The organism is Pseudomonas sp. 20P_3.2_Bac5 (genome assembly GCF_025466035.1).
Lineage (GTDB): Bacteria > Pseudomonadota > Gammaproteobacteria > Pseudomonadales > Pseudomonadaceae > Aquipseudomonas.
The window spans coordinates 84,452-106,431 of record NZ_JANLOA010000043.1 but is presented as its reverse complement, the minus strand read 5'-3'; the positions used below and the strand labels follow the sequence as shown (position 1 = coordinate 106,431).

Genomic DNA, 21,980 nt, shown 5'->3' with positions numbered 1-21,980 from the left:
AGGTCAACGAGGAATTCTGCCCTATAATGCCCCATCTTTTGATGTGGGCATCTGTGACCCTATGTCTGTTTCTGCACGAGACGCCCTGAGAATGGCCGCGTTTTACCTGGTGCTGTCAATTCTCTGGCTGGTGGTTTCTGATCAAATATTAAGCAATGTTTTCGATGATCCGGCCCAGATGGCGCGCTGGCAGCTTATCAATGCCTACACATGGGCCGCCTGCAGCGCCTTGCTGATCTTCGTTTCCCGCGTGCGTTTGCTCAATTTCATCGGCCTTGGTGCGCGCTTGCGCCGCGAAGACCGCGAACGCCTGCGCATGGCCGCGGCGGTGTTCGACAGCACCCTCGAAGGCGTGCTGGTCAGTAACGCCGATGGCATCATCGTCCATGTGAACCGCGCCTTCATGCGCATCACCGGCTACCAGAAGGACGAAGTCATCGGTCAGCGACCGAACAAGTTCAAGTCCGGCCGCCACGACCAGAAGTTCTACCAGCAGATGTACCAGACCCTGCACGACAAGGGCGAGTGGAGCGGCGAGGTCTGGAACCGGCGCAAAAGCGGCGAGGTGTACCCGCAGTGGCAGACCATTTGCGCGATCCGCGACGATGGCGGGATGTTGACCCACTATGTTGCGGTGTTCAGCGACATCAGCGTGATCAAGCACACCGAACGCGAGCTGGCCTATCTGGTCCACCACGACCCCCTGACCGACCTGCCCAACCGCTTGCTGTTCAACGACCGCGCCCAGCAAGCGCTGGCCACGGCGCAGGCCAACAAGCGCGGCTGCGCCTTGCTGCTGCTCGACCTGGACCACTTCCAGAGCATCAACGACAGCCTCGGCCACAACATCGGCGACCAGTTGCTCAAGGCCGTGGCCGATCGTCTCAAACTGGTGATCGACCCCGGCGTCACCTTGGCGCGCCTCGGCGGTGATGAATTCGCCATCCTCAGCGAAAACTGCTCTCAGGTCGGCCAGGCTGCGGACCTCGCGCAACTGATCGTCGATGTGCTCAAAGAGCCCTACGAACTGGAAAACCACCGCCTGTTCAGCAGCGCGAGCATTGGCATCAGCCTGTTCCCCAGCGATGCGCAGAGCGCCGAGCAACTGCTGCGCAACGCCGATGCCGCGTTGTTCAAGGCCAAGAGCAACGGCCGTTCCGGCTATGCCCTGTACACCGAAGAACTCACTGCTCACGCCCAGCAGCGGGTCGAAACCGCCATCGAACTGCGCCGCGCGTTGGAGCAGGGCGAACTACGGGTCTACTACCAGCCGGTGCATGACCTGTTCAGCGGCCGGATGATCGGCCTGGAATCGCTGGTGCGCTGGCAGCATCCCGAACGCGGGCTGGTGCCGCCGGGGGAGTTCATCCCGATTGCCGAGCGCACCGGGCTGATCGCCGATATCGACACCTGGGTCATGCGCCAGGCCTGTTCGCAGATGGTGGAGTGGCTGGCGCAAGGGCGGGCGCTGGAGTTCGTCGCGGTGAACGTTTCCAGCCGGTTGTTCGCCAACCGCGACATGTACCAGCAGGTCGCCCGGGTGCTGGACGAAACCGGGCTGGAGCCGTCGCGGCTGGAGGTCGAAGTGACCGAAAGCGCGGTGATGGAAGACCCCGAAGTCGCCCTCGAACAACTGCATCGCCTGCGTGAACTGGGCTTGCGCCTGGCCATCGACGACTTCGGCACCGGCTACTCGTCGCTGCTGCGGCTCAAGCGCTTGCCGGTGCAGAAGCTGAAGATCGACCAGGGCTTCGTCGCCGGGTTGCCCAATGATGACGATGACGTGGCGATCGTCCGGGTCATCATCGCCCTGGCGCGCAGCATGGGGATGCAGATCCATGCCGAGGGTATCGAGCAGTCCGAGCAGGCGCGCTTCCTGCTGGAGCACCAGTGCGACATGGGCCAGGGCTACTGGTACGGGCGGCCGGTGCCGCCACAGGATCTGCGCTTCTAAGCCGCACGCTGCAAGTTACAAGCTGCAAGTCACAGCAGATCCGCGCCGTTGCTACCGCTTTTTCTGGCAGCTTGCCGCTTCAAGCTTGCAGTTGATTTTTCAGTTATATAAACATTCTTAAATAGTATTTTTAAGAATATTCAGCCCTCTCTAAGATTGCCCCTACACCAGGCGCAGTCACCTTCCTAAACGCTGCTCCCGGGCCCCCTTATTCACAGGAGCACGAGCATGAGCGCATCTCTGCGTAGCGTTGACGGTCAGGACGAAGCCACCATCCTGCGTGAAATCCAGAGCGCATTGCGTGACCTGCGATTCGGCGCGGTGGAAATCACTGTGCACAACGCCCAAGTTGTACAGATCGAACGCAAGGAAAAATTCCGCCTGCAGAACTCCAGCAACAAACCAAGCTGAAGCGCTGCCAGCCGCACCAACACATTAGAAAAAAATGCCAATCGGGAGCTTCACCATGTCTATCCGCCGTTATGCCCTGGCTGCACTCGCCAGCGCCGTTTTTGCCGGTTCCGCCATCGCCAAGGACTACGAGCTGTTGAACGTGTCCTATGACCCGACCCGCGAGCTGTATCAGCAGTACAACGCCGAGTTCATCAAGCACTGGCAGCAGGCTCACCCGGACGACAAAGTGAAGATCCAGCAGTCCCACGGCGGTTCGGGCAAACAGGCCCGTGCCGTGATCGACGGCCTGCGCGCCGACGTGGTGACCCTGGCCCTGGCCGGCGACATCGACGAAGTCGCCAAGCTCGGCAAGACCCTGCCGGAGAACTGGCAGACCCGCCTGCCGGACGCCAGCACCCCGTACACCTCGACCATCGTGTTCCTGGTCCGCAAGGGCAACCCGAAAGGCATCAAAGACTGGGGCGACCTGATCAAGAAAGACGTTTCGGTCATCACCCCGAACCCGAAAACCTCCGGCGGCGCTCGCTGGAACTTCCTCGCCGCCTGGGCCTACGGCCTGAAAGCCGGTGGCAGCGATGCCAAGGCGCAGGAATATGTGAAAGAACTGTTCAAGCACGTACCGGTGCTGGATACCGGCGCCCGTGGTTCGACCATCACCTTCGTCAACAACGGTCAGGGTGACGTGCTGCTGGCTTGGGAAAACGAAGCCTTCCTGGCGCTGAAAGAAGACGGCGGTGCCGACAAGTTCGAAATCGTCGTGCCGTCCCTGTCGATCCTCGCCGAGCCGCCAGTGGCCGTGGTCGACAAGAACGCCGAGAAGAAAGGCAACGAGCAGATCGCCGAGGAATACCTCAAGCACCTGTACAGCCCGGCTGGCCAGAAGATCGCCGCCGACAACTTCTACCGTCCGCGTGACGCCAAGGTGGCCGCTGAATACGCCAAGCAGTTCCCGAAACTGGACCTGGTGACTATCGACAAAGACTTCGGCGGCTGGAAAACTGCCCAACCCAAGTTCTTCAATGACGGTGGCGTTTTCGACCAGATCTACACGGCGCAGTGATTGTTGCCCGATAGAGCAGGAGCCGTTTCGTAGCCAGCATGGGCCCGGGCATAGTCCCGGGCTCAATGCGTTCAACCAAGGACCTTTATGTCTCGTCGTATATCCCCCGTCATACCCGGCTTCGGGCTGACGCTGGGTTACACCTTGGTGTACCTCAGCTTGATTGTGCTCATACCGCTGGGGGCCATGTTCGTGCATGCCGCCCAGCTCACCTGGGAGCAGTTCTGGGCCATCGTCAGTGCACCGCGGGTGCTCGCGGCACTGAAGCTGAGCTTCGGCACCGCCCTCTGCGCCGCCATCATCAACGGCCTGATCGGCACGTTGCTGGCCTGGGTGCTGGTGCGCTACACCTTCCCCGGCCGCAAGATCATCGACGCGATGATCGACCTGCCGTTCGCTCTGCCCACCGCCGTGGCCGGTATCGCCCTCACCGCGCTGTACGCGCCGTCCGGCTGGGTTGGCCAGTTCGCCACCGACCTCGGTTTCAAGATCGCCTACACCCCGCTCGGCATCACCCTGGCACTGACCTTCGTCACCCTGCCGTTCGTGGTGCGCACGGTGCAGCCGGTGCTGGCCGACATCCCGCGTGAAGTCGAAGAAGCCGCCGCCTGCCTCGGCGCCAAGCCGCTGCAGGTGTTCCGTTATGTGCTGGCGCCGGCCTTGCTGCCGGCGTGGCTGACCGGCTTCGCCCTGGCCTTCGCCCGTGGGGTCGGCGAGTACGGTTCGGTGATCTTCATTGCCGGCAACATGCCGATGAAGACCGAGATCCTGCCGCTGCTGATCATGGTCAAGCTCGACCAGTACGACTACACCGGCGCCACTGCCATCGGCGTGCTGATGCTGGTGGTTTCCTTCATCCTGCTGCTGCTGATCAACTTGCTGCAGCGGCGTATCGAAACCCCTTGAAGGAGGCCTGAGCATGTCTGCATCTTCTGTTGGCGTAGCCGCTTCGGCCAATGCCGCCCGCCGTGGCAGCGATTCCGCGCGGCGTATCCTGATCGGCCTGGGCTGGCTGGTCTTCGCCCTGTTCCTGCTGTTGCCGCTGGTCATCGTGGTGTCCCAGGGCCTGAAAATGGGCCTGGGCACGTTCTTCGAGGCGATTTTCGAAGCCGACGCCCTGTCCGCGCTGAAACTGACCCTTATCGCCGTGGCCATCTCGGTGCCGCTGAACCTGGTGTTCGGGGTTAGCGCAGCCTGGTGCGTGAGCAAGTACAACTTCCGCGGCAAAAGCGTGCTGGTCACCCTGATCGACCTGCCGTTCTCGGTCTCGCCGGTGATCGCCGGTCTGGTCTACGTGCTGATGTTCGGCGCCCAGGGCTTCCTTGGCCCATGGCTGCAGGACCACGATATCCAGATCGTCTTCGCCCTGCCGGGTATCGTCCTGGCGACCATCTTCGTCACCGTGCCCTTCGTTGCCCGTGAACTGATCCCGCTGATGCAGGAGCAGGGCACCCAGGAAGAAGAGGCCGCGCGCCTGCTGGGCGCCAACGGCTGGCAGATGTTCTGGCACGTGACCGTGCCGAACATCAAATGGGGCCTGATCTACGGCGTGGTGCTGTGTACCGCGCGGGCGATGGGTGAGTTCGGCGCGGTGTCGGTGGTGTCCGGCCACATCCGCGGCGTGACCAACACCTTGCCGCTGCATGTCGAGATCCTCTACAACGAATACAACCATGTCGCGGCCTTCAGCGTGGCCAGCCTGTTGCTGATCCTGGCGCTCTTCATCCTGCTGCTCAAGCAGTGGAGCGAGAACCGCATTAACCGTCTGCGCCAAAGCGCAGCGGAGGAATAATTCATGTCGATCGAAGTTCGTAATGTCAGCAAGCGCTTCAATGCCTTCCAGGCCCTGAACAACATCAACCTGGATATCCACAGCGGCGAGCTGGTGGCCCTGCTCGGCCCGTCCGGCTGTGGCAAAACCACCCTGCTGCGCATCATCGCCGGCCTGGAAACCCCGGACGACGGCAATATCGTGTTCCACGGCGAGGACGTTTCCGGCCACGACGTGCGTGATCGCAACGTCGGGTTCGTGTTCCAGCACTACGCCCTGTTCCGTCACATGAGCGTGTTCGACAACGTCGCCTTCGGCCTGCGCATGAAGCCCAAGGGCGAGCGCCCGAACGAAAGCCGCATTGCCGAGAAGGTCCACGAGCTGCTGAACATGGTCCAGCTCGACTGGCTGGCTGATCGTTATCCGGAGCAGCTTTCCGGTGGTCAGCGCCAGCGTATCGCCCTGGCCCGTGCCCTCGCGGTCGAGCCCAAGGTGCTGCTGCTGGACGAACCGTTCGGCGCGCTGGACGCCAAGGTCCGTAAAGAACTGCGCCGCTGGCTGGCGCGGCTGCACGAAGACATCAACCTGACCTCGGTGTTCGTGACCCACGACCAGGAAGAAGCCATGGAAGTGGCGGACCGCATCGTGGTGATGAACAAGGGCGTGATCGAACAGATCGGCTCGCCGGGCGAGGTTTACGAGAACCCGGCCAGCGATTTCGTCTACCACTTCCTGGGCGATTCGAACCGCCTGCACCTGAGCGAGAACCACCACGTCCTGTTCCGTCCGCATGAAGTGTCGCTGTCGCGGCATGAAGTGGAAGGCCACCACGTCGCCGAAGTCCGCGACATCCGCCCACTGGGCGCCACCACCCGGGTGACGTTGAAAGTGGAAGGGCAGAGCGAGCTGATCGAAGCCGAAGTGGTCAAGGACCACGACAGCCTGACCGGGCTGGCGCGGGGCGAGACGTTGTTCTTCAAGCCGAAGGTCTGGCAGAAAGTCGAGAACATCTGACGGGGCTGCGGGGCTCATCGCTGCATAGGCGATGAGTCCCGAGAATGCTCAGGCCGACCCGAGAATCTTGCCGAGAAACTGCCGTGTCCGCTCATGCTGCGGATTGGCAAACAGCGCCTTCGCCTCGCCCTGCTCGACGATCACACCCTTATCGAAAAAGATCACCCGATTGGCGACGTCGCGGGCGAAATTCATTTCGTGGGTGACGATGATCATGGTGCGCTTTTCCTCGGCCAGGCCGCGGATGGTCGCCAACACTTCGCCCACCAGCTCCGGGTCGAGCGCCGAGGTGGGTTCGTCGAAAAGGATCACTTGCGGCTCCATCGCCAACGCGCGTGCGATGGCGACCCGCTGCTGCTGGCCGCCGGAGAGCCGGCGTGGGTAGGCATCCTCTTTGCCCGCCAGGCCGACCTTGGCCAGCAAGGCCCGGCCCAGGGCCTCTGCTTTGTCGCGCGGGGTCTTCTTCACCACCACCGGGCCTTCGATGACGTTTTCCAGGGCGGTTCGATGGGGGAACAGGTTGAAGCTCTGGAAGACGAAACCGACCTCTTGGCGCAAGCGCCGGATCAGTCCCGACTGCTGGCTGAGCGGGCGGCTGCCGTCGATCTCGATATCGCCGACGCGGATCACCCCGCTGTCGGGGGTTTCCAGCAGGTTCAGGCAGCGCAGGAAGGTGGTCTTGCCCGAGCCGCTGGGGCCGATGATGGCGATGACCTCGCCGGGCTCGACGGTCAGGTCGATGTCCTTGAGCACGGTCTGGCCGTTGAACTGCTTGTTCAGCCGTTGTACCTGGATCATCGTCGCGGCTCCTCGTCATGCCGGTTGACCCGGGTTTCCATGCGCTGCTGAACGTGGGCGAGGACGCTGCAGAGCACCCAGTAGATGACCGCCACCGCGAGGTACATGGTGAAGACTTCGAAGGTGCGCGCGGTGATCAGTTGCGCCTGGCGGAACAGCTCGGGCACCTGGATCGTGGCCGCCAGGGCGGTGTCCTTGACCAGCGAAATGAAGCTGTTGCCCAGCGGTGGCAGCGCGGTGCGCAAGGCTTGCGGCAGGATCGCCCGGCGCATCGCCTGGGTGCGGGTCATACCGATGCTGGCCGCAGCTTCCCATTGGCCGCGGTCGATCGACGAGATCGCCGCGCGGAGGATTTCGCAGATGTACGCGGCCATGTTCAGCGACAGGCCGATCAGCGATGCCGGGATCGGGTCGAGTTCGATCCCGATCTGCGGCATGCCGAAATAGATCACGAACAACTGCACCAGCAGCGGCGTGCCGCGAAAGAACGACACGTAGATGCGCGCCGGCCAGTCCAGCAGCGGTGTCTTCGACAGGCGCATCAGTGCCAGGGCAAAGCCGAGCACCAGACCGAAGAACATGCCGCCGACACTGAGCAGCACCGTGTAGCCAGCGCCCTTCAGCAGGAAGGGCGCGGAGTCGGCAACGAGTTGCAGGCTTTCAGCGATCATTGCGTGACATCAGCACCGAAGTATTTCTCCGACAGCTTGGCCAGCGTGCCGTCAGCGCGCAGCTTGTCCAGTGCCTGGTTGATGGCGTCGAGCAGTTCCGGCTCGCCCTTGCGCAGTGCGATGCCCGATTCCAGGCGCGAGAAGGCGGCGCCGGCGAGTTCGGTGTCCTTGGCTTTCTGGGCGTATTCGAGGGCGGCGAGGCGGTCGATCAGGATGGCGTCGATGCGGCCGTTGCGCAGGTCGGCGAACTTGCTCGGATCATCTTCATAGGTGCGCACGTCGGCCTTCGGCACGTCCTGCTTGACCCATTGCTCGTAGTTGGTGCCCAGGCCGACGCCGACTTTCTTGCCGGCCAGGTCGGCGGCGGCGTTGATGTTCAGTTCCGCGGCCTTTTTCTTCAGGATCAGTGCCTGGATGCCGGACACGGTGTAGGGCTTGGAGAAGTCGTATTTTTTCTTGCGCTCTTCGGAGATCGTCACCTGGTTGACCACCACATCCAGGCGCTTGGATTCCAGGGCGGCGAGGATGCCGTCCCATTTGGTCGGCTGCACCTTGGCCTTGACCCCCAATTGCTTGGCCAGGGCCTCGGACAGTTCCACCTCGAAGCCGGTGAGCTTGCCGTCGGCATCGACGTAGCTGAACGGCGGGTAGGTGCCTTCCAGGCCGATGTTGATGACGCCCTTGTCCTTGATGGTCTGCAATTGCTCGCCGGCGATGGCCTGGCTGAGCACGCTGGCGCCCAGAACGATGCCGGCGCCGATACCCAGAATGCGTTTGGTGAAAACGGAAATCGTCATGCCCTGTCCCCAGTCTTGTTGTGAAAGTGGTGGTGACTATAGGGCGCGATTCATAGAGTCAAAAAATAATAAAAAAGCATTTTCCTATAGCGGTTTGACCTATAAACCGACGCCTGTCTCAGCGTTTACAGACATCAGGGTAGGCGAATAATGCCGGGGCTCCGCCGGTGTGCAGAAAAATCAGCGGACCGTCATCGAATCGCTGCCGGGCGATGCCGTCCAACAGGCCGGCCATGGCCTTGCCGGTGTAGACCGGATCGAGCAGCAGCCCTTCGTGGCTGGCCAGTAAACGGATAGCCGCGAGGCCGCCAGCGTTGGCTTCGCCATAGCGTGGAGCGTAGTACTCGTCCCACAAACGTACCTTGAACGCGTCCGGCAAACGGACGCCCAATAACTCCGCGGTGCGCTCGGCGAGGCCCTGGACCTTGGGCAGTTGCGCCTCTTCGCTGCGCGACACGGTGATGCCGATCACCGGCAGGTCCGGCAAGCGCTCGGCCAGCGCCAGGGCCAGGCCGCTGTGGGTGCCGGCGCTGCCTGAGGCGAGCACTACGCCGGCGAAAGTCTGGCCGCTCTGTTCGATCTGCTCGGCCAGTTCCAGGCCGGCGCGTACATAACCCAGCGCGCCAAGGGCGTTGGAGCCGCCGATGGGCACCAAGTACGGCTTGCGGCCGCTGGCGTGCAGGCGCACGGCGAGGGCTTGCAGCAGGTCGTCGGCGTTGTCGAGGTTGTCCACCAACTCGACCTTGGCGTCGAACAGGCCCAGCAGCAGGCGGTTGCCGTTTTCCAGGTAGCTGGCCGAGTCGGTGCCGATCGGGTTTTCCAGCAGTGCCACGCAGCCGAGGCCGAGGCGAGCGGCGAGGGCGGCAGTCTGGCGCACGTGATTGGACTGGATCGCGCCGGCGGTGATCAGCGTGTCGGCGCCATTGGCCAGGGCGTCGGCGGCGAGGTACTCGAGCTTGCGCAGTTTGTTGCCGCCGAGGGCCAGCGGGGTGAGGTCATCGCGCTTGATCCAGATCTCGCGCCCGGCCCAGTCGGAAAGCCGCTGGAGTTTTTCCAGCGGGGTGGGCGTGGCGAGCAGTTCCAGGCGATTGAAGCGGGCGAGGTGTCGTTCGATCATGGCGGAAGTCGGTTGTAGGAAAATTCGAGCATAGGCAGGCATTCGGGCATGGGCAACCGTGCCTGGCAGCAGGACCGGATGAATTCTGCAGGAGCGAGCTTGCTCGCGATGGCCGCCTGAGGCAGGCCTAATCGGCTTATGCCATCTATATAGCCAACCGGCATAAACCATTATTTTTTTCCCCCCCGTTTCATGTCGTAGAGTGCGGTTCAAGAGAGCGGCCTTCCCCTTCCAGTCCCACGCCGCCGAGCAGGAGAAACAACCGTGAGCGACAACGCGCAATCCGGGTATTGGCAACTTCAGTCCATCGTCGGCCAGCTTCGTTCGGCCCGCGATCAGTGGCGCACCCGCAATGGCCGCAGCAGCGGCGAGCAGGGCGGGCGCGAATTGCCGTCGCGTGAGGCCGTACGACAGATCCTCGAACAGTTGTGTGGCGCGCTGTTCCCGATGCGTCTGGGTCCGGTGGACCTGCGTGAAGAAAGCGAAGACTTCTACGTCGGTCACACCCTCGACGCGGCATTGACTTCACTGCTGGCCCAGGCCCGCCTGGAACTGCGCTATGCGGCGCGGCACGGCCAGGCCGAGGACGCCAATGTCGACGCCACCGCCCTGCGCCTGATCCAGGAATTCGCCGCCGCCTTGCCGGCCATGCGTGTCCTGCTCGACACCGACGTTCTGGCCGCCTTCCACGGCGACCCGGCGGCGCGCAGCGTCGACGAAGTGCTGCTGTGCTACCCGGGCGTGCTGGCGATCATCCACCACCGTCTCGCCCACCACCTGTACCGCGCCGGCCTGCCGTTGCTGGCGCGGATCAGCTCGGAGCTGGCGCACTCGGCGACCGGTATCGACATCCACCCTGGCGCGCAGATCGGCCCGAGTTTCTTCATCGACCACGGCACCGGCGTGGTGATCGGCGAGACCGCGATCATTGGCGAGCGGGTGCGCATCTACCAGGCCGTGACCCTCGGCGCCAAGCGCTTCCCCGAAGACGAATGCGGCAAGCTGCAGAAGGGCCATCCGCGTCACCCGATCGTCGAGGACGATGTGGTGATTTATGCCGGCGCGACCATTCTGGGACGGATCACCATCGGCAAGGGCTCGACCATCGGCGGTAACGTCTGGCTGACCCGCAGCGTGCCGGCGGAGAGCAACCTGACCCAGGCGAACCTGTTGCAGCATGCGGATGGGGCGCAGAAGTAAGAGGTCGCTTGGAGGTCTGATCGCGAGCAAGCTCGCTCCTACAGGCGTTGTGATAAACGCCCGATTTGTAGGAGCGAGCTTGCTCGCGATCAGGCCCCAAAAACCAACGCTAACGGTCGGCTATCGGTCGCTTCAAATTCGTATCCATGTTTAACTTGAACGCTTGTTCAAATTAAACGCTGGTGAACTGCCGGTGTTCATCAGGAGGATTAGCCTTTGCTGAACCCGTTCAATCCGACCACTTTCCCGCCTTGCGAGGTGCACCGCCCATGAGTGCGCCGTCAAACAATTCCCGCGACAAAATCCGCATGAACCCACCGGTGTTCTACTTCGCCGCCGGCTTCATCCTGCTCTTCGCCCTGATCGTGATCGCCAACCCGCAAGCCGCGGGCGAGTGGCTGCTGGCTGCGCAAAACTGGGCGGCGCACACCGTCGGCTGGTACTACATGCTGGCGATGACCCTGTACCTGGTGTTCGTGGTGGTCACCGCGCTGTCGGGTTACGGCAAGATCAAGCTCGGCGCCGACCACGACCAGCCCGAGTTCAGTTACCTGTCCTGGGCCGGCATGCTGTTCGCCGCGGGCATCAGCATCACCCTGTTTTTCTTCTGCGTTTCCGAACCGCTCACCCACCTGATGCAACCGCCCCAGGGCGAGGCCGGCACGGTGGAGGCGGGGCGCCAGGCAATGCAGTTGCTGTTCCTGCACTGGGGCCTGCATGGCTGGGGCGTGTTCGCCTTCGTCGGCATGGCCCTGGCCTACTTCGCCTACCGCCACAACCTGCCGCTGGCGCTGCGTTCGGCGTTGTATCCGCTGATCGGCAAACGCATCAACGGGCCCATTGGCTACGCGGTGGACGGCTTCGGCATCATCGCCACGGTGTTCGGCCTTGGCGCTGACATGGGCTTCGGCGTGCTGCACCTGAATTCCGGCCTCGACTACCTGTTCGGCGTCCCCCATAGCCAGTGGGTGCAGGTGGCGCTGATCGCGCTGATGATGGGCGCGGCGGTGATGGTGGCGGTGGCCGGGGTGGAGAAGGGCGTGCGGGTCATGTCCGATATCAACCTGTTCCTGGCCTGCGCGCTGCTGCTGTTCGTGCTGTTCGCCGGGCCGACCCAGCACCTGTTCAACACCCTGATCCAGAACCTCGGCGACTACCTCGCCGTGTTGCCGCGCAAGAGCTTCGACGTCTACGCCTACACCCAGGCCAATGACTGGCTGGGCAACTGGACGGTGTTCTATTGGGCCTGGTGGATTGCCTGGGCACCGTTCGTGGGGCTGTTCATCGCGCGAATTTCCCGTGGTCGAACCATCCGCGAATTCGTCTTTGGCGTGTTGCTGATCCCGCTGGGCTTCACCCTGGCGTGGATGTCGATCTTCGGCAACAGCGCGCTGAGCCAGGTCCTCGACCACGGCATGACCGCGCTGGCCGACTCGGCCATCGAGAACCCGTCGATGACCCTCTACCTGCTGCTGGAAACCTACCCGTGGAGCAAGGTGGTGATCGCCGTCACGGTGTTCATCAGCTTCGTGTTCTTCGTCACCTCGGCCGACTCCGGCACCGTGGTGCTCTCGACGCTCTCGGCCAAGGGCGGCAGCACCGACGAGGACGGGCCGAACTGGCTGCGGGTGTTCTGGGGCGTGATGACCGCGCTGGTCACCAGCGGCCTGTTGTTCGCCGGCAGCATCGACTCGCTGAAGTCTGCGGTGGTGCTGACCTCGCTGCCGTTCTCGCTGATCCTGCTGGCGATGATGTGGGGGCTGCACAAGGCGTTCTACCTGGAATCGCAGCGACAGATTGCGCAGATGCACTCGCTGGCGCCGTTCGCCGAGTCGCGGCGCGGTCGCGGCGGCTGGCGCAAGCGCCTGAGCCAGGCCGTGCACTTCCCGTCACGCGATGAGGTGTACCGCTTCATGGACGACGTGGTGCGTCCGGCGATTGCCGAAGTGACCGAGGTGTATGCCGAGAAGGGTCTGAACGTCATCACCCAGGAAGACCCGAGCCATGACAACGTCAGCCTGAAGATCGGTCACGGCGAAGAGCAGCCGTTCATCTACCAGGTGCAGATGCGCGGCTACTTCACTCCGTCCTTCGCCCTCGCCGGGCTGGGCACCCAGGAGCAGAAGAACCGTCGCTACTACCGCGCCGAAGTGCACCTGAGCGAAGGCAGCCAGGATTACGACCTGATGGGCTACAGCAAGGAGCAGATCATCAACGACATCCTCGACCAGTACGAACGGCATTTGCAGTACTTGCATCTGGTGCGTTGAGGACACGAGTTCGCGGGATGGCCGCTCGGCCCTTCCGCGAACTTGCTTAATTTCCCCAAGCTCTTTCAGAAACGTCTCACAGACGCTGCCGTGTCACCTCTCTAGGCTGCGAACTCCAACCTACAAGGAGTTCGACGATGGCCAGCCACAGCTACCTGAGCATCACCGGCAAGAAAATGGGGCTGATTTCTGCCGGATGTTCCACCCAGGCCTCCATCGGCAACAAATGCCAGGCCGGGCACACCGACCAGATCCTCATACTGGCGTTGAATCATGCGATGACCAGTGTCAGCAACCTCTCCGACGCTGTTCACAATCCCCTCGTCCTCCACAAGCTCCTCGACAAATCCAGCCCGCTGTTGGCGCAGGCACTGGCTGATCGGGAAGAAGTGTCCTGCGAGATCGATCTCTATCGAACCGCCGACGCGACCCAGCAAAAGTACTTCACCCTAGAGCTCAAAGGCGCGCGGATCGTCGGCCTCACCCTCGATATCCCTGACGTACTCATGTTCAACGATGCCGAGCCCACCGAGCAGGTGGTGCTGCGCTACGACAGCATCACCTGGGTTCATCACGCCGCCAGCACCAGTGGCTACGCCTTCTGGGGCATGAACGAATGAGCACGCGGCCCTCGCCCTATCGTCTGGATAACCAGCTCTCGGAGCTTCATCAAAGTGCGGCGAACCTGACGCGATACGCCTGCATTGTCAGTTCCCGGCATATCAAGGATGGGGTGTTGCGGGGGCGGTTTAATCGGACGATGGCGTATTACGTGCGGCAGATTTTGGCGGATGTTAGGAACGGGAAGATCAGGGCGGATGAGGGTTTAGCGCAGATTGAGGTGGAGCATAAAGGGCTTACACAAGTCGAGACCACCGAGGCTCTCATAGGGCTTAGAGCGGGCATTTATCAGTTTGCGGACGGTGCAAGTATATGTCGTTCAGTCGCGACCTGTGTTTATGGTCTGCCAGCAGCAATTCATGGTGCTAATAACGTATATGAAAATGGAAGCAACCTGTGGACAGGTAAGGCAGACGCTGTCGGGCCTGTCCGCAAGTTGTATCGAAGTGCGGCTGAAAGCCTCGGGAGAAAGGCGATTGAAGGTGACATTGCGTATGGCTCGGTTGATATTTTTCTGTCGGGCTACGCTCTATTGAGAAGAATTCCCAAAAAAGGCTCTTGGAAGCTATTCAGGAGAATGCCCGCAGACCTTGAGCGTGCTTACAAACAAATGGGGAAAGGGGCTTTAATCGGCGATGTTTCTGCAACGGGGCTTACAATTAACAAATTGCGTGAGGAATTGGAAGAATGATTACATTTTTATTCCTTGTGTTTACGGTGTGCAGCGTTTGTTTCGCATTTTTCCTGCGTGATAGATATTCAGGGGAAGATTTAAAGCTTCGCTATGCGTTGGGGTGCCTTGGTTATAATCTTGTATTTTGCATTTCTTACTTGAAGCTGGCCAAGTATAACTGCATTGCTTTTTATGGTTGCTTTCCAAACCTTGAAAAAGAATATCCAGCCATAGTTTGGATATCGCTAATCTGCTTTTTGTTGCATGCTGTTGCTCACCCTATGGAATGGACTCCTAAATTTAGACTTCGGCGGGGTTTCAGAACGTTCAAGTGATTTTTTCGCAGCTCCCGGCATATCAAGGATGGGGTGTTGCGGGGGCGGTTCAATCGGACGATGGCGTATTACGTGCGGCAGGTTTCCCGTGAACTTTAAGATTAAGCGCTGGGTTTTTCGTGCGAGAAATTCAAATTAGTTCTGGGGTGTTAATTGTTAAGAGTTAATGGCGCCAATCTCTGGACCGACGGGTCTGATGTGGTCGGGCCTGTTAGAGGTATGTATCAGAACGCTGCAGTCGCTGTCGGAGGCACTAAGAGCCAAGGCAGCGTTGCCTATTGGCTGGCAGATATGGGGTTAGCTGGCTATGGACTGGTACGTCCTGTTCTTAAGCCAGGCTCGTGGAAACTTTTTTACAGAATGAAAACTGACCATGTTCCGGCCTACAAACTGATGGGCAGTGGGGCGCTTATATTTGAAGCGTATATAGCCTGGCTCACCTCTCTTCAGCTTATGGAGGAGGTTGATAAGTGATTACGGCGGCATTTATTTTTTCCTCCTCTCTGATTCTCTTTGTGTCTTACTGGTTGCGCCGAAGGTTTTCCGGAAAAAATTTTACGGGGGGACATTTCTTACTCTGTGTGGCCTGCAATTTTCCTTTTGGGATTTTTCATCTGGAAATAATAGCGAATAGCTCCATTAAGTTTATTGGCTGTTTCCCAAATCTGCATTTTGATTATCCAGTTCTAAGTTGGTTTGCGTTTGCCTGCGTTTTTCTTCATTGCTTCGCTTTTCCGGTGGAAAGTGAGCCAAGGTGGATTTTTCGGAAAAAGCCGAAATTCTGACGTTGGGAACGGAGATAGACTTTTGAAATTATTATGGGGTTGTGGGCGACAAGTCAGGTGGTTAAAGAGGTGGATGAATGATCACGGTTGTATTTGTCTTTCTTGCGGTGTTGGCTGTGGCTGTTTCTTATTATTTGAAGTTTAGGTTTTCGGGTATAAATTACACAACAGGATCAGCTTTGGCAGTTGTTGTGTTCAACCTCTTTTGTGGCTTTTTCCATATGGAGCTCACGCAAAAAGAATGCATGCTATTTTACAAGTGCTTCCCCCGGCTTGAAGATGACTATCCTGTAATTGCATTGATTTCTCTTATCTGCATTTTTCTACATTGTTTTGCTATTCCTACAGCGTGGGAACCTTGGCGTTTGTTTCGAATAAGGCGAAAAGTCTTGTAGATGCACACTGCTGATGGGCTCCAGCAAGGAACCGATCATCAACGACATTCCTCGACCAGTACGAAAGGCATTTGCAGTATTTGCATCTGGTGCGTTGATCATTGTCGGGCTGGGCCTGTAGGAGCGAGCTTGCTCGCGAAGGCTCCCACAGGGTCCAGCTACTGCACGCTTGAACAGGGCGCCGGTCGTTACAGGGATGTTCTCTGGTGGGCTTCAAGCACTCTCCCGCCCAATCACCAAACACTCCAACAAATTCAACTGCTCCGCCTCCCCCTCAATCACCCCCAACTGCTGCAACACCCGCTCCGCTGCCAACACCCCCATCTGCAACGCCGGTGGTTTCACCGTGGTCAGCCCCGGCATCAGCATCGCCGCGAACGGATAATCACCAAACCCCATCACCGCGCAATCTTGCGGAATCTTCAGCCCCGCGCGCTGGCCCGCCAGTAACGCGCCGGCAGCGAGGTTGTCGTTGGCGAAGATGATCGCGTCGGGGCGTTGCTCGGCGTCCATCAGTGACAGCATCGCCTGCTTGCCCGCCTCGAACGGCGCCAGGCCCGTGTCCGGTGCGAATACCCGCGGCTCGCCACCCAGGCTCTTCAACGTTTCGATATAGCCGTCACGCCGCTCCAGCGCGCTGAAGTCGCCGGCCGCGCTGTTCTGTACAAAGGCGATGCGCCGGTAGCCTTTGTCGTGCAGGTAGCGGGTGGCGACGACGCCGACTTCATGGTGGGAAAAACCGATCTGGATTGGCGACCGTTCCGGGCGGTAGTCCCAGGTTTCCGCCAGCGGGATGTCGGCCTCGGCGAGCATCTTTTCCGTGGCCGCGCTGTGGAAGTGGCTGGTCAGCACCAGCGCCGCCGGTGACCAGCCGAGGAAGGCGCGCACGGCGTTTTCTTCCTGCTCGGTGGAGAAGTAGCTGGAGGCCAGCAGCAGTTGGTAGCCGTGGTGGCTGAGGGTGTCGCTGAAGCCTTGAATGGTGTCGGCGAAGATCGGCCCGGAAATGTTGGGGATGACCATGCCCACGATGCGCCCCCGCGCCGAGGCCAATCCGCCGGCCACGAGGTTGGGTACGTAACCCAGTTCCGCGACCACTTCGGCGATGCGCTCGCGGCGTTCCGGGGAAACCGATTCCGGCTGGTTGAAGTAGCGCGACACGGTGATCGCCGAGACGCCAGCGGCCCGGGCCACCGCCTGCAGGGTCACGCGGCCGGCGCCGCGACGTTTGCGGACGGGGGCTTTCTCATCGCTCACGGTGCATATCCCTACAAACAAAAAGACATATAAAAGTAATTTTTCATTATTGGACGATCTATTTAGCGCCCGATGATACTGGCGATGTTAGCGCTAACAAAGTGGTTTGTCTGCTACTCGCACGAGCGAATGCCCAAGGACCCCGCGCTGACGTTTCATCAGGGCGCCGCGGTCAGCGATCGCGGTGGACAGGGCATTCTTCGAGTAGCACACCATGCACAAACGCGCCGCGTTCAACACCCCAACCTCACCCTTGGCCCAGGCCATCCGTCGTCAACGTCTGAGCCTCGGCCTGGTCGCCCTCAGCGCTTTGCCGCTGGCGCCGGCCATGGCCGCTGACACGGCGCCCGCCGCTCAGAGCGACAGCCCGACCCTCAAGGCCGTGACGGTCACCGCCACTCGCCGCGAAGCCTCGCTGCAACAGGTGCCGGTGGCGGTTTCAGTGGTGGATGGCGAGCAACTGGAGCGGGAAAACCGCAACAGCGTGGCGAGCATCGTGCAGCAGGTGCCGAGCCTGAATTTCCGCACCGGCGCCTCGAACAAGGACACCTCGCTGTTCATTCGCGGCGTGGGCACCATTTCCACCTCGCCGGGCGTCGAGCCGACCGTGGCGACGGTGATCGATGGCGTGGTCTTCGGCCGTCCGGGCCAGTCCACCCTCGACCTGCTGGATATCGAGCGCCTCGAAGTGCTGCGCGGCCCGCAGGGCACGCTGTTCGGCAAGAACGCCTCGGCCGGCGTACTGAACATCACCACCCGCACACCGACCGAAGAAACCCATGGCTTCGTCGAGCAGTCGTACTTCAGCGGCAACGAAAGCCGCACCCGTTTCGGCATCGGCGGCGCGCTGATCCCGGACACCCTCAAGGGCTCGATCACCACGCTGTTCGGCAGTTACGACGGCAACGTCGACAACAAGGCCAACGGCCAGGAAGTCAACGGCTACAACCGCAAGGGCGTGCGCGGCAAGCTGGTGTTCACCCCCAGCGACGACCTCAGCCTGACCCTCGCCGCCGACTACCTGCAATCCCATGACGACGCGCCCAACGGCGTAGTCAGCAAGTCGCTGTTGCCGGCGTTTTCCAACGCGCTGGCGCCGGTGCGCGCCGACGGTGACAACCGCGATATCGTCAGTGACTACCGCAGCCACGTCGAAGACATCAACAAGGGCCTGTCCGCCCAGCTCGACTGGAACCTTGGTGATTACACCCTGACATCGATTACCGCCTGGCGCGGCTGGGACAACACCCAGTGGCAGGACGGCGACCGCCTTTCGACCATCAGCGCGGCCTTCCCCGGCATCGAGGACAAGGGCGAACTGGCCTACGACCAGTACTCCCAGGAACTACGCCTGGCCTCGCCGAAAGGTGAGTTCCTCGAATACGTCGGCGGCCTGTTCTACATGCACGGCAAGGACGAGGAAACCTACCGCCGCACCCTGAAGACCACCACCGTCACCCAGCAGGGCGTCGCCGACTACAGCACCACCAACGACAGCTACGCGGTGTTTGGCGAAAGCACCCTCAACTTCACACCGACGTTCCGCGGTATTGCCGGCCTGCGCTGGACCCACGACGACCTCGAATACGACCACCGCCGCGTTTCCACCTCAACCGTGGCGGTCAACGGTATCCAACCGGGCACCAGCAGTTCCGGCTCGGTGGACGAGGACGGCTGGTCCGGGCGCCTGGGCCTGCAATACGACCTGACCGACGACATCACCAGCTACCTGACCTACTCCCGTGGCTACAAAGGCCCGGCCTACAACGTGTTCTTCAACATGCAGCCGCGTGACACCGACGCGCTCAAGCCGGAGACCTCCAACAGTTGGGAAGCCGGCCTCAAGGCCAGCCTGTGGAACAACCGCCTGACCACCAACGTCGCGGTGTTCCATACCGAGTACGAAAACTACCAGGCGAACTTCTTCGACAGCGTCGCCGGGCAAGTGGTGACCCGCCTGATCAACGCCGGCAGCGTCAGCAGCGAAGGCGTGGAACTGGACTTCGCCCTGCAGGCCACCTCGCAACTGAAATTCTCCGGCGCCGTGGCCTACACCAAGGCGCGCATCGATGAATTCGCCTGCCCGGCGGGCGCCGCGGCGTCGTGCAACGTCAACGGCAAGCCACTGCCTTACAGCCCGGACTGGAAGAGCTACGTGCGCGCCGACTACAGCATCCCGCTGGACAACGGCCTGGATATCGAACTGGGCACCGATTTCAGTTGGCAGAGCAAAGTGCAGTACGACATTTCCCAGAACGCCGACACGGTTCAGGGCGCTTACGGCATCTGGAATGCCAGCGTCGCCCTGGCCGATTACAACGAAGGCTGGCGCGTGGCGCTGCTGGCCAAAAACCTTGCGGACAAATCCTACTCACCTCTTCTGGCTACCGGGGGCAACTACGTCTACCGCGCGGTTCCGCGCGATGACGAACGTTACTTCGGCATCCAGCTTCGCAAGGACTTCTGACATGAGCACAACCCCACGGCAAATGAGTCTGGGCGCCTTTTTGATGGCAACAGGGCATCACGTGGCCGCCTGGCGTCACCCCGATGTTCCGGCAGATGCTGGACTGGATATCCAGCACTACCGGCACTTGGCCAAGGTCGCGGAAGGCGCCTGTTTCGATGCGATTTTCGTCGCCGACAGCGTTGCCGCCGCCGAAGGTGAAATTGCCAGCCGAATGGCACGCTCCGACCACTTCGAGCCCTTGACATTGCTATCCGCTTTGAGCGGGGTCACGGAGCGCATCGGATTGGTGGCCACAGCTACTACAACGTACAACGAGCCATACCATGTGGCACGGAAATTCGCTTCGCTGGATCATCTGTCTGGAGGGCGCGCAGGCTGGAATCTGGTGACGTCCGATGCGGCCGCCGAAGCGCTGAATTTTGGCCGAGACGAGCACGTTGGCCACTCAGATCGGTACGTTCGCGCCAAAGAGTTCCATGAAGTGGTTGTCGGGCTATGGGACAGTTGGGCCGACGATGCCTTCGTTCGCGACAAGAAATCCGGTACGTACTACAAGCCTGATTCAGTACGATTGCTCAATCACCAGGGCGAACACTTCAAAGTCAGGGGCCCTTTGAATGTAGCTCGCACTCCGCAAGGCCGCCCGGTGGTCGTCCAGGCCGGTTCGTCGCCGGCCGGTCTCGACCTGGCCGCGCGCACTGCCGACGTGGTGTTCACCGCGCAGACGTCGCTGGCCGCAGCGCAGGCGTTCTATGCCGACCTCAAGGGTCGCCTGGCCGCCTACGGGCGCAGCCGCGACTCGCTGAAGATCATGCCGGGTGCCTTTATCGTGGTCGGCGAGACCCAGGCCGAAGCCGAGGATAAGTTCGCCGCGTTTCAGGAATTGGTTGAGCCGCAGGTCGGCATCGCGTTGCTCGGGCGCATGCTCGGCAACTTCGACCTGTCCGGTTATCCACAGGACGGCCCGCTGCCCGAGCTGCCGCTCACCGACAGCGGCCAGCGCAGCCGCCAGCAACTGCTGAGCGAACTGGCGGTGCGCGAAAACCTCAACCTAGCCCAGTTGGGACGGCGCATTGCCGGCGGTCGCGGGCACCACAGCCTGATTGGCACCCCGACGCAGATCGCCGATCAATTGCAGGAATGGTTCGAAAACGAAGCCGCCGACGGCTTCAACGTGCTGGTGCCGCACCTGCCGGGTGGCCTTGAAGACGTCGCCCGACACCTGGTGCCCGAACTGCAGCGGCGCGGCCTGTTCCGCACCCATTACGAAGGGCGCACCTTGCGCGAGCACCTCGGCCTGAGCCGGCCGAACAACCCCTATTTCTCCTGAGGAAGACACCGATGACCTACGTCGCTGCGGAAAACCGCAACACCTCCATTCCTTACCGTCGCGTGGGCCGCAGCGGCCTGGTGCTGCCGGCGCTATCGCTGGGCCTGTGGCACAACTTTGGTGACAGCACGCCGCTGAGCGATCAGCGCGCGCTGTTGCGCACGGCCTTCGACCTGGGCATCAACCACTTCGACCTGGCCAACAACTACGGCCCGCCCTACGGCAGCGCCGAGATCAATTTCGGTCGCCTGTTGCGTGAAGACTTCAAGGGCTACCGCGACGAGCTGATAATCTCCAGCAAGGCCGGTTGGGACATGTGGCCCGGCCCGTACGGCCAGGGCGGCGGCTCGCGCAAACACATCCTCGCCAGCCTCGACCAGAGCCTGTCGCGGTTGGGCGTGGACTATGTGGATATCTTCTATTCGCACCGCTTCGACCCGGACACCCCGCTGGAAGAAACCGCCAGCGCCCTCGCCACCGCAGTGCAGCAGGGCAAGGCGCTGTACGTCGGCATCTCGTCTTACTCCGGGGTCAAGACCCGCGAAATCGCGCGTCTGTTGCAGGAGTGGAAAGTCCCGCTGCTGATCCACCAGCCGGCCTACAACCTGCTCAACCGCTGGGTGGAAAAGGACCTGCTGGACGTCACCGATGAGCTGGGCGCCGGCGTGATCGCCTTCACCCCGTTGGCCCAGGGCTTGCTCACCGGCAAGTACCTCAACGGTGTGCCGCAGGACGCGCGGGTCAACAAGCCGGGCGGTGGTTCGCTGCTGCCGACGCACTTGTCCGAGGCCAACCTGGCTCATGTTCGCGCCCTCAACGAAATCGCCATCGCCCGTGGCCAGAGCCTCGCGCAACTGGCGCTGGCCTGGACCCTGCGCGACCCGCGGGTGACCTCGGCGCTGATCGGTGCCAGCCGGCCTGAGCAGATCATCGAGAACGTCGGTGCGCTGAACAACCTGACGTTCAGTGCTGAAGAGCTGGCGCTGATCGACCGTCATGCCGTTGAAGGTGGCATCAACCTCTGGGAAAAACCCTCGCTGGCGGAGTGACG

The 21,980-nt window shown here is 61.3% G+C and carries 19 protein-coding genes and 1 pseudogene; 15 read left to right on the top strand and 5 right to left on the bottom strand.

Features of this window, described 5'->3' with window-relative positions:
* The first annotated feature begins 61 nt into the window (after positions 1-61).
* The 6 genes from dibA to NTD88_RS07815 all read left to right on the top strand — a co-directional run bounded on the left by dibA (position 62) and on the right by NTD88_RS07815 (position 6,213).
* Positions 62-1,954: a phosphodiesterase DibA gene (dibA, locus tag NTD88_RS07840; protein WP_262129731.1), complete on the top strand. Its 1,893-nt coding sequence runs from the start codon at positions 62-64 to the stop codon at positions 1,952-1,954.
* 228 nt (positions 1,955-2,182) lie between these two features.
* A complete protein-coding gene (gene oscA / locus NTD88_RS07835) occupies positions 2,183-2,365 on the top strand; it encodes a sulfur starvation response protein OscA (RefSeq protein WP_095159442.1) in 183 nt (60 codons plus the stop codon).
* Positions 2,366-2,420: 55 nt separating this feature from the next.
* Complete coding sequence (locus NTD88_RS07830) at positions 2,421-3,428, top strand: sulfate ABC transporter substrate-binding protein (RefSeq protein ID WP_262129732.1); 1,008 nt, start codon at positions 2,421-2,423, stop codon at positions 3,426-3,428.
* A gap of 87 nt (positions 3,429-3,515) precedes the next feature.
* Positions 3,516-4,334, top strand: coding sequence for a sulfate ABC transporter permease subunit CysT (gene cysT / locus NTD88_RS07825; protein ID WP_095159444.1), 819 nt, complete (start codon positions 3,516-3,518; stop codon positions 4,332-4,334).
* 13 nt (positions 4,335-4,347) lie between these two features.
* The gene (gene cysW, locus NTD88_RS07820; protein WP_095159445.1) at positions 4,348-5,220 is read left to right on the top strand and encodes a sulfate ABC transporter permease subunit CysW; all 873 of its coding nucleotides are present in this window, start codon (positions 4,348-4,350) and stop codon (positions 5,218-5,220) included.
* Positions 5,221-5,223: 3 nt separating this feature from the next.
* Positions 5,224-6,213, top strand: coding sequence for a sulfate/molybdate ABC transporter ATP-binding protein (locus NTD88_RS07815; RefSeq protein WP_095159446.1), 990 nt, complete (start codon positions 5,224-5,226; stop codon positions 6,211-6,213).
* A 48-nt stretch (positions 6,214-6,261) separates the two neighbouring features.
* Here the strand turns inward: NTD88_RS07815 and tcyN are convergent, their stop codons facing one another.
* From tcyN to NTD88_RS07795, 4 genes are all read right to left on the bottom strand, one after another.
* Positions 6,262-7,011, bottom strand: a complete 750-nt coding sequence (tcyN, locus tag NTD88_RS07810) for an L-cystine ABC transporter ATP-binding protein TcyN (RefSeq protein WP_095159447.1) — start codon at positions 7,009-7,011, stop codon at positions 6,262-6,264.
* Entirely contained in the window at positions 7,008-7,682 is a 675-nt protein-coding gene (gene tcyL / locus NTD88_RS07805; protein ID WP_262153892.1) for a cystine ABC transporter permease, read from the bottom strand. The genes tcyN and tcyL overlap by 4 nt, the downstream gene beginning before the upstream one ends.
* Positions 7,679-8,473 carry a cystine ABC transporter substrate-binding protein gene (gene tcyJ, locus NTD88_RS07800; RefSeq protein ID WP_371864345.1) on the bottom strand — a complete coding sequence of 265 codons (795 nt, stop codon included), beginning with the start codon at positions 8,471-8,473 and terminating at the stop codon, positions 7,679-7,681. Before tcyJ ends, tcyL begins: the two co-directional genes overlap by 4 nt.
* Before the next feature lie 124 nt (positions 8,474-8,597).
* Entirely contained in the window at positions 8,598-9,596 is a 999-nt protein-coding gene (locus NTD88_RS07795; protein ID WP_262153891.1) for a D-cysteine desulfhydrase, read from the bottom strand.
* Positions 9,597-9,860: 264 nt separating this feature from the next.
* On the opposite strand from NTD88_RS07795, the gene epsC reads away from it, so the two are divergent.
* The 6 genes and pseudogenes from epsC to NTD88_RS29150 form a co-directional block, all read left to right on the top strand.
* Entirely contained in the window at positions 9,861-10,796 is a 936-nt protein-coding gene (epsC, locus tag NTD88_RS07790; protein ID WP_175652950.1) for a serine O-acetyltransferase EpsC, read from the top strand.
* Positions 10,797-11,065: 269 nt separating this feature from the next.
* Positions 11,066-13,066 carry a choline transporter BetT gene (betT, locus tag NTD88_RS07785; protein ID WP_095159452.1) on the top strand — a complete coding sequence of 667 codons (2,001 nt, stop codon included), beginning with the start codon at positions 11,066-11,068 and terminating at the stop codon, positions 13,064-13,066.
* A 137-nt stretch (positions 13,067-13,203) separates the two neighbouring features.
* Complete coding sequence (locus tag NTD88_RS07780; RefSeq protein WP_262129741.1) at positions 13,204-13,686, top strand: Hcp family type VI secretion system effector; 483 nt, start codon at positions 13,204-13,206, stop codon at positions 13,684-13,686.
* Positions 13,683-14,378: a DUF4225 domain-containing protein gene (locus NTD88_RS07775; RefSeq protein ID WP_262153890.1), complete on the top strand. Its 696-nt coding sequence runs from the start codon at positions 13,683-13,685 to the stop codon at positions 14,376-14,378. Before NTD88_RS07780 ends, NTD88_RS07775 begins: the two co-directional genes overlap by 4 nt.
* 515 nt (positions 14,379-14,893) lie before the next feature.
* Positions 14,894-15,169 (top strand): DUF4225 domain-containing protein, encoded by a 276-nt coding sequence (locus NTD88_RS29155; protein ID WP_410017267.1) that lies wholly within the window; start codon positions 14,894-14,896, stop codon positions 15,167-15,169.
* A gap of 716 nt (positions 15,170-15,885) precedes the next feature.
* Positions 15,886-15,973, top strand: a pseudogene (locus NTD88_RS29150) (hypothetical protein); the annotation flags it as partial.
* 115 nt (positions 15,974-16,088) lie between these two features.
* Here NTD88_RS29150 and NTD88_RS07770 read toward each other — a convergent pair.
* Positions 16,089-17,129 carry a LacI family DNA-binding transcriptional regulator gene (locus NTD88_RS07770; RefSeq protein ID WP_262153889.1) on the bottom strand — a complete coding sequence of 347 codons (1,041 nt, stop codon included), beginning with the start codon at positions 17,127-17,129 and terminating at the stop codon, positions 16,089-16,091.
* A gap of 328 nt (positions 17,130-17,457) precedes the next feature.
* Here NTD88_RS07770 and NTD88_RS07765 point away from each other — a divergent pair, with 328 nt between their 5' ends.
* Genes NTD88_RS07765 through mgrA form a run of 3 tightly spaced genes read left to right on the top strand, consistent with a single transcriptional unit; the run spans position 17,458 to position 21,978 of the window.
* Positions 17,458-19,596, top strand: coding sequence for a TonB-dependent receptor (locus tag NTD88_RS07765; protein ID WP_262153899.1), 2,139 nt, complete (start codon positions 17,458-17,460; stop codon positions 19,594-19,596).
* A gap of 1 nt (position 19,597) precedes the next feature.
* On the top strand, positions 19,598-20,929 hold the full coding sequence (locus NTD88_RS07760) for an LLM class flavin-dependent oxidoreductase (protein ID WP_262153888.1): 1,332 nt from the start codon (positions 19,598-19,600) through the stop codon (positions 20,927-20,929).
* 11 nt (positions 20,930-20,940) lie between these two features.
* Positions 20,941-21,978, top strand: coding sequence for an L-glyceraldehyde 3-phosphate reductase (gene mgrA, locus NTD88_RS07755; RefSeq protein WP_262153887.1), 1,038 nt, complete (start codon positions 20,941-20,943; stop codon positions 21,976-21,978).
* Positions 21,979-21,980 lie beyond the last annotated feature (2 nt).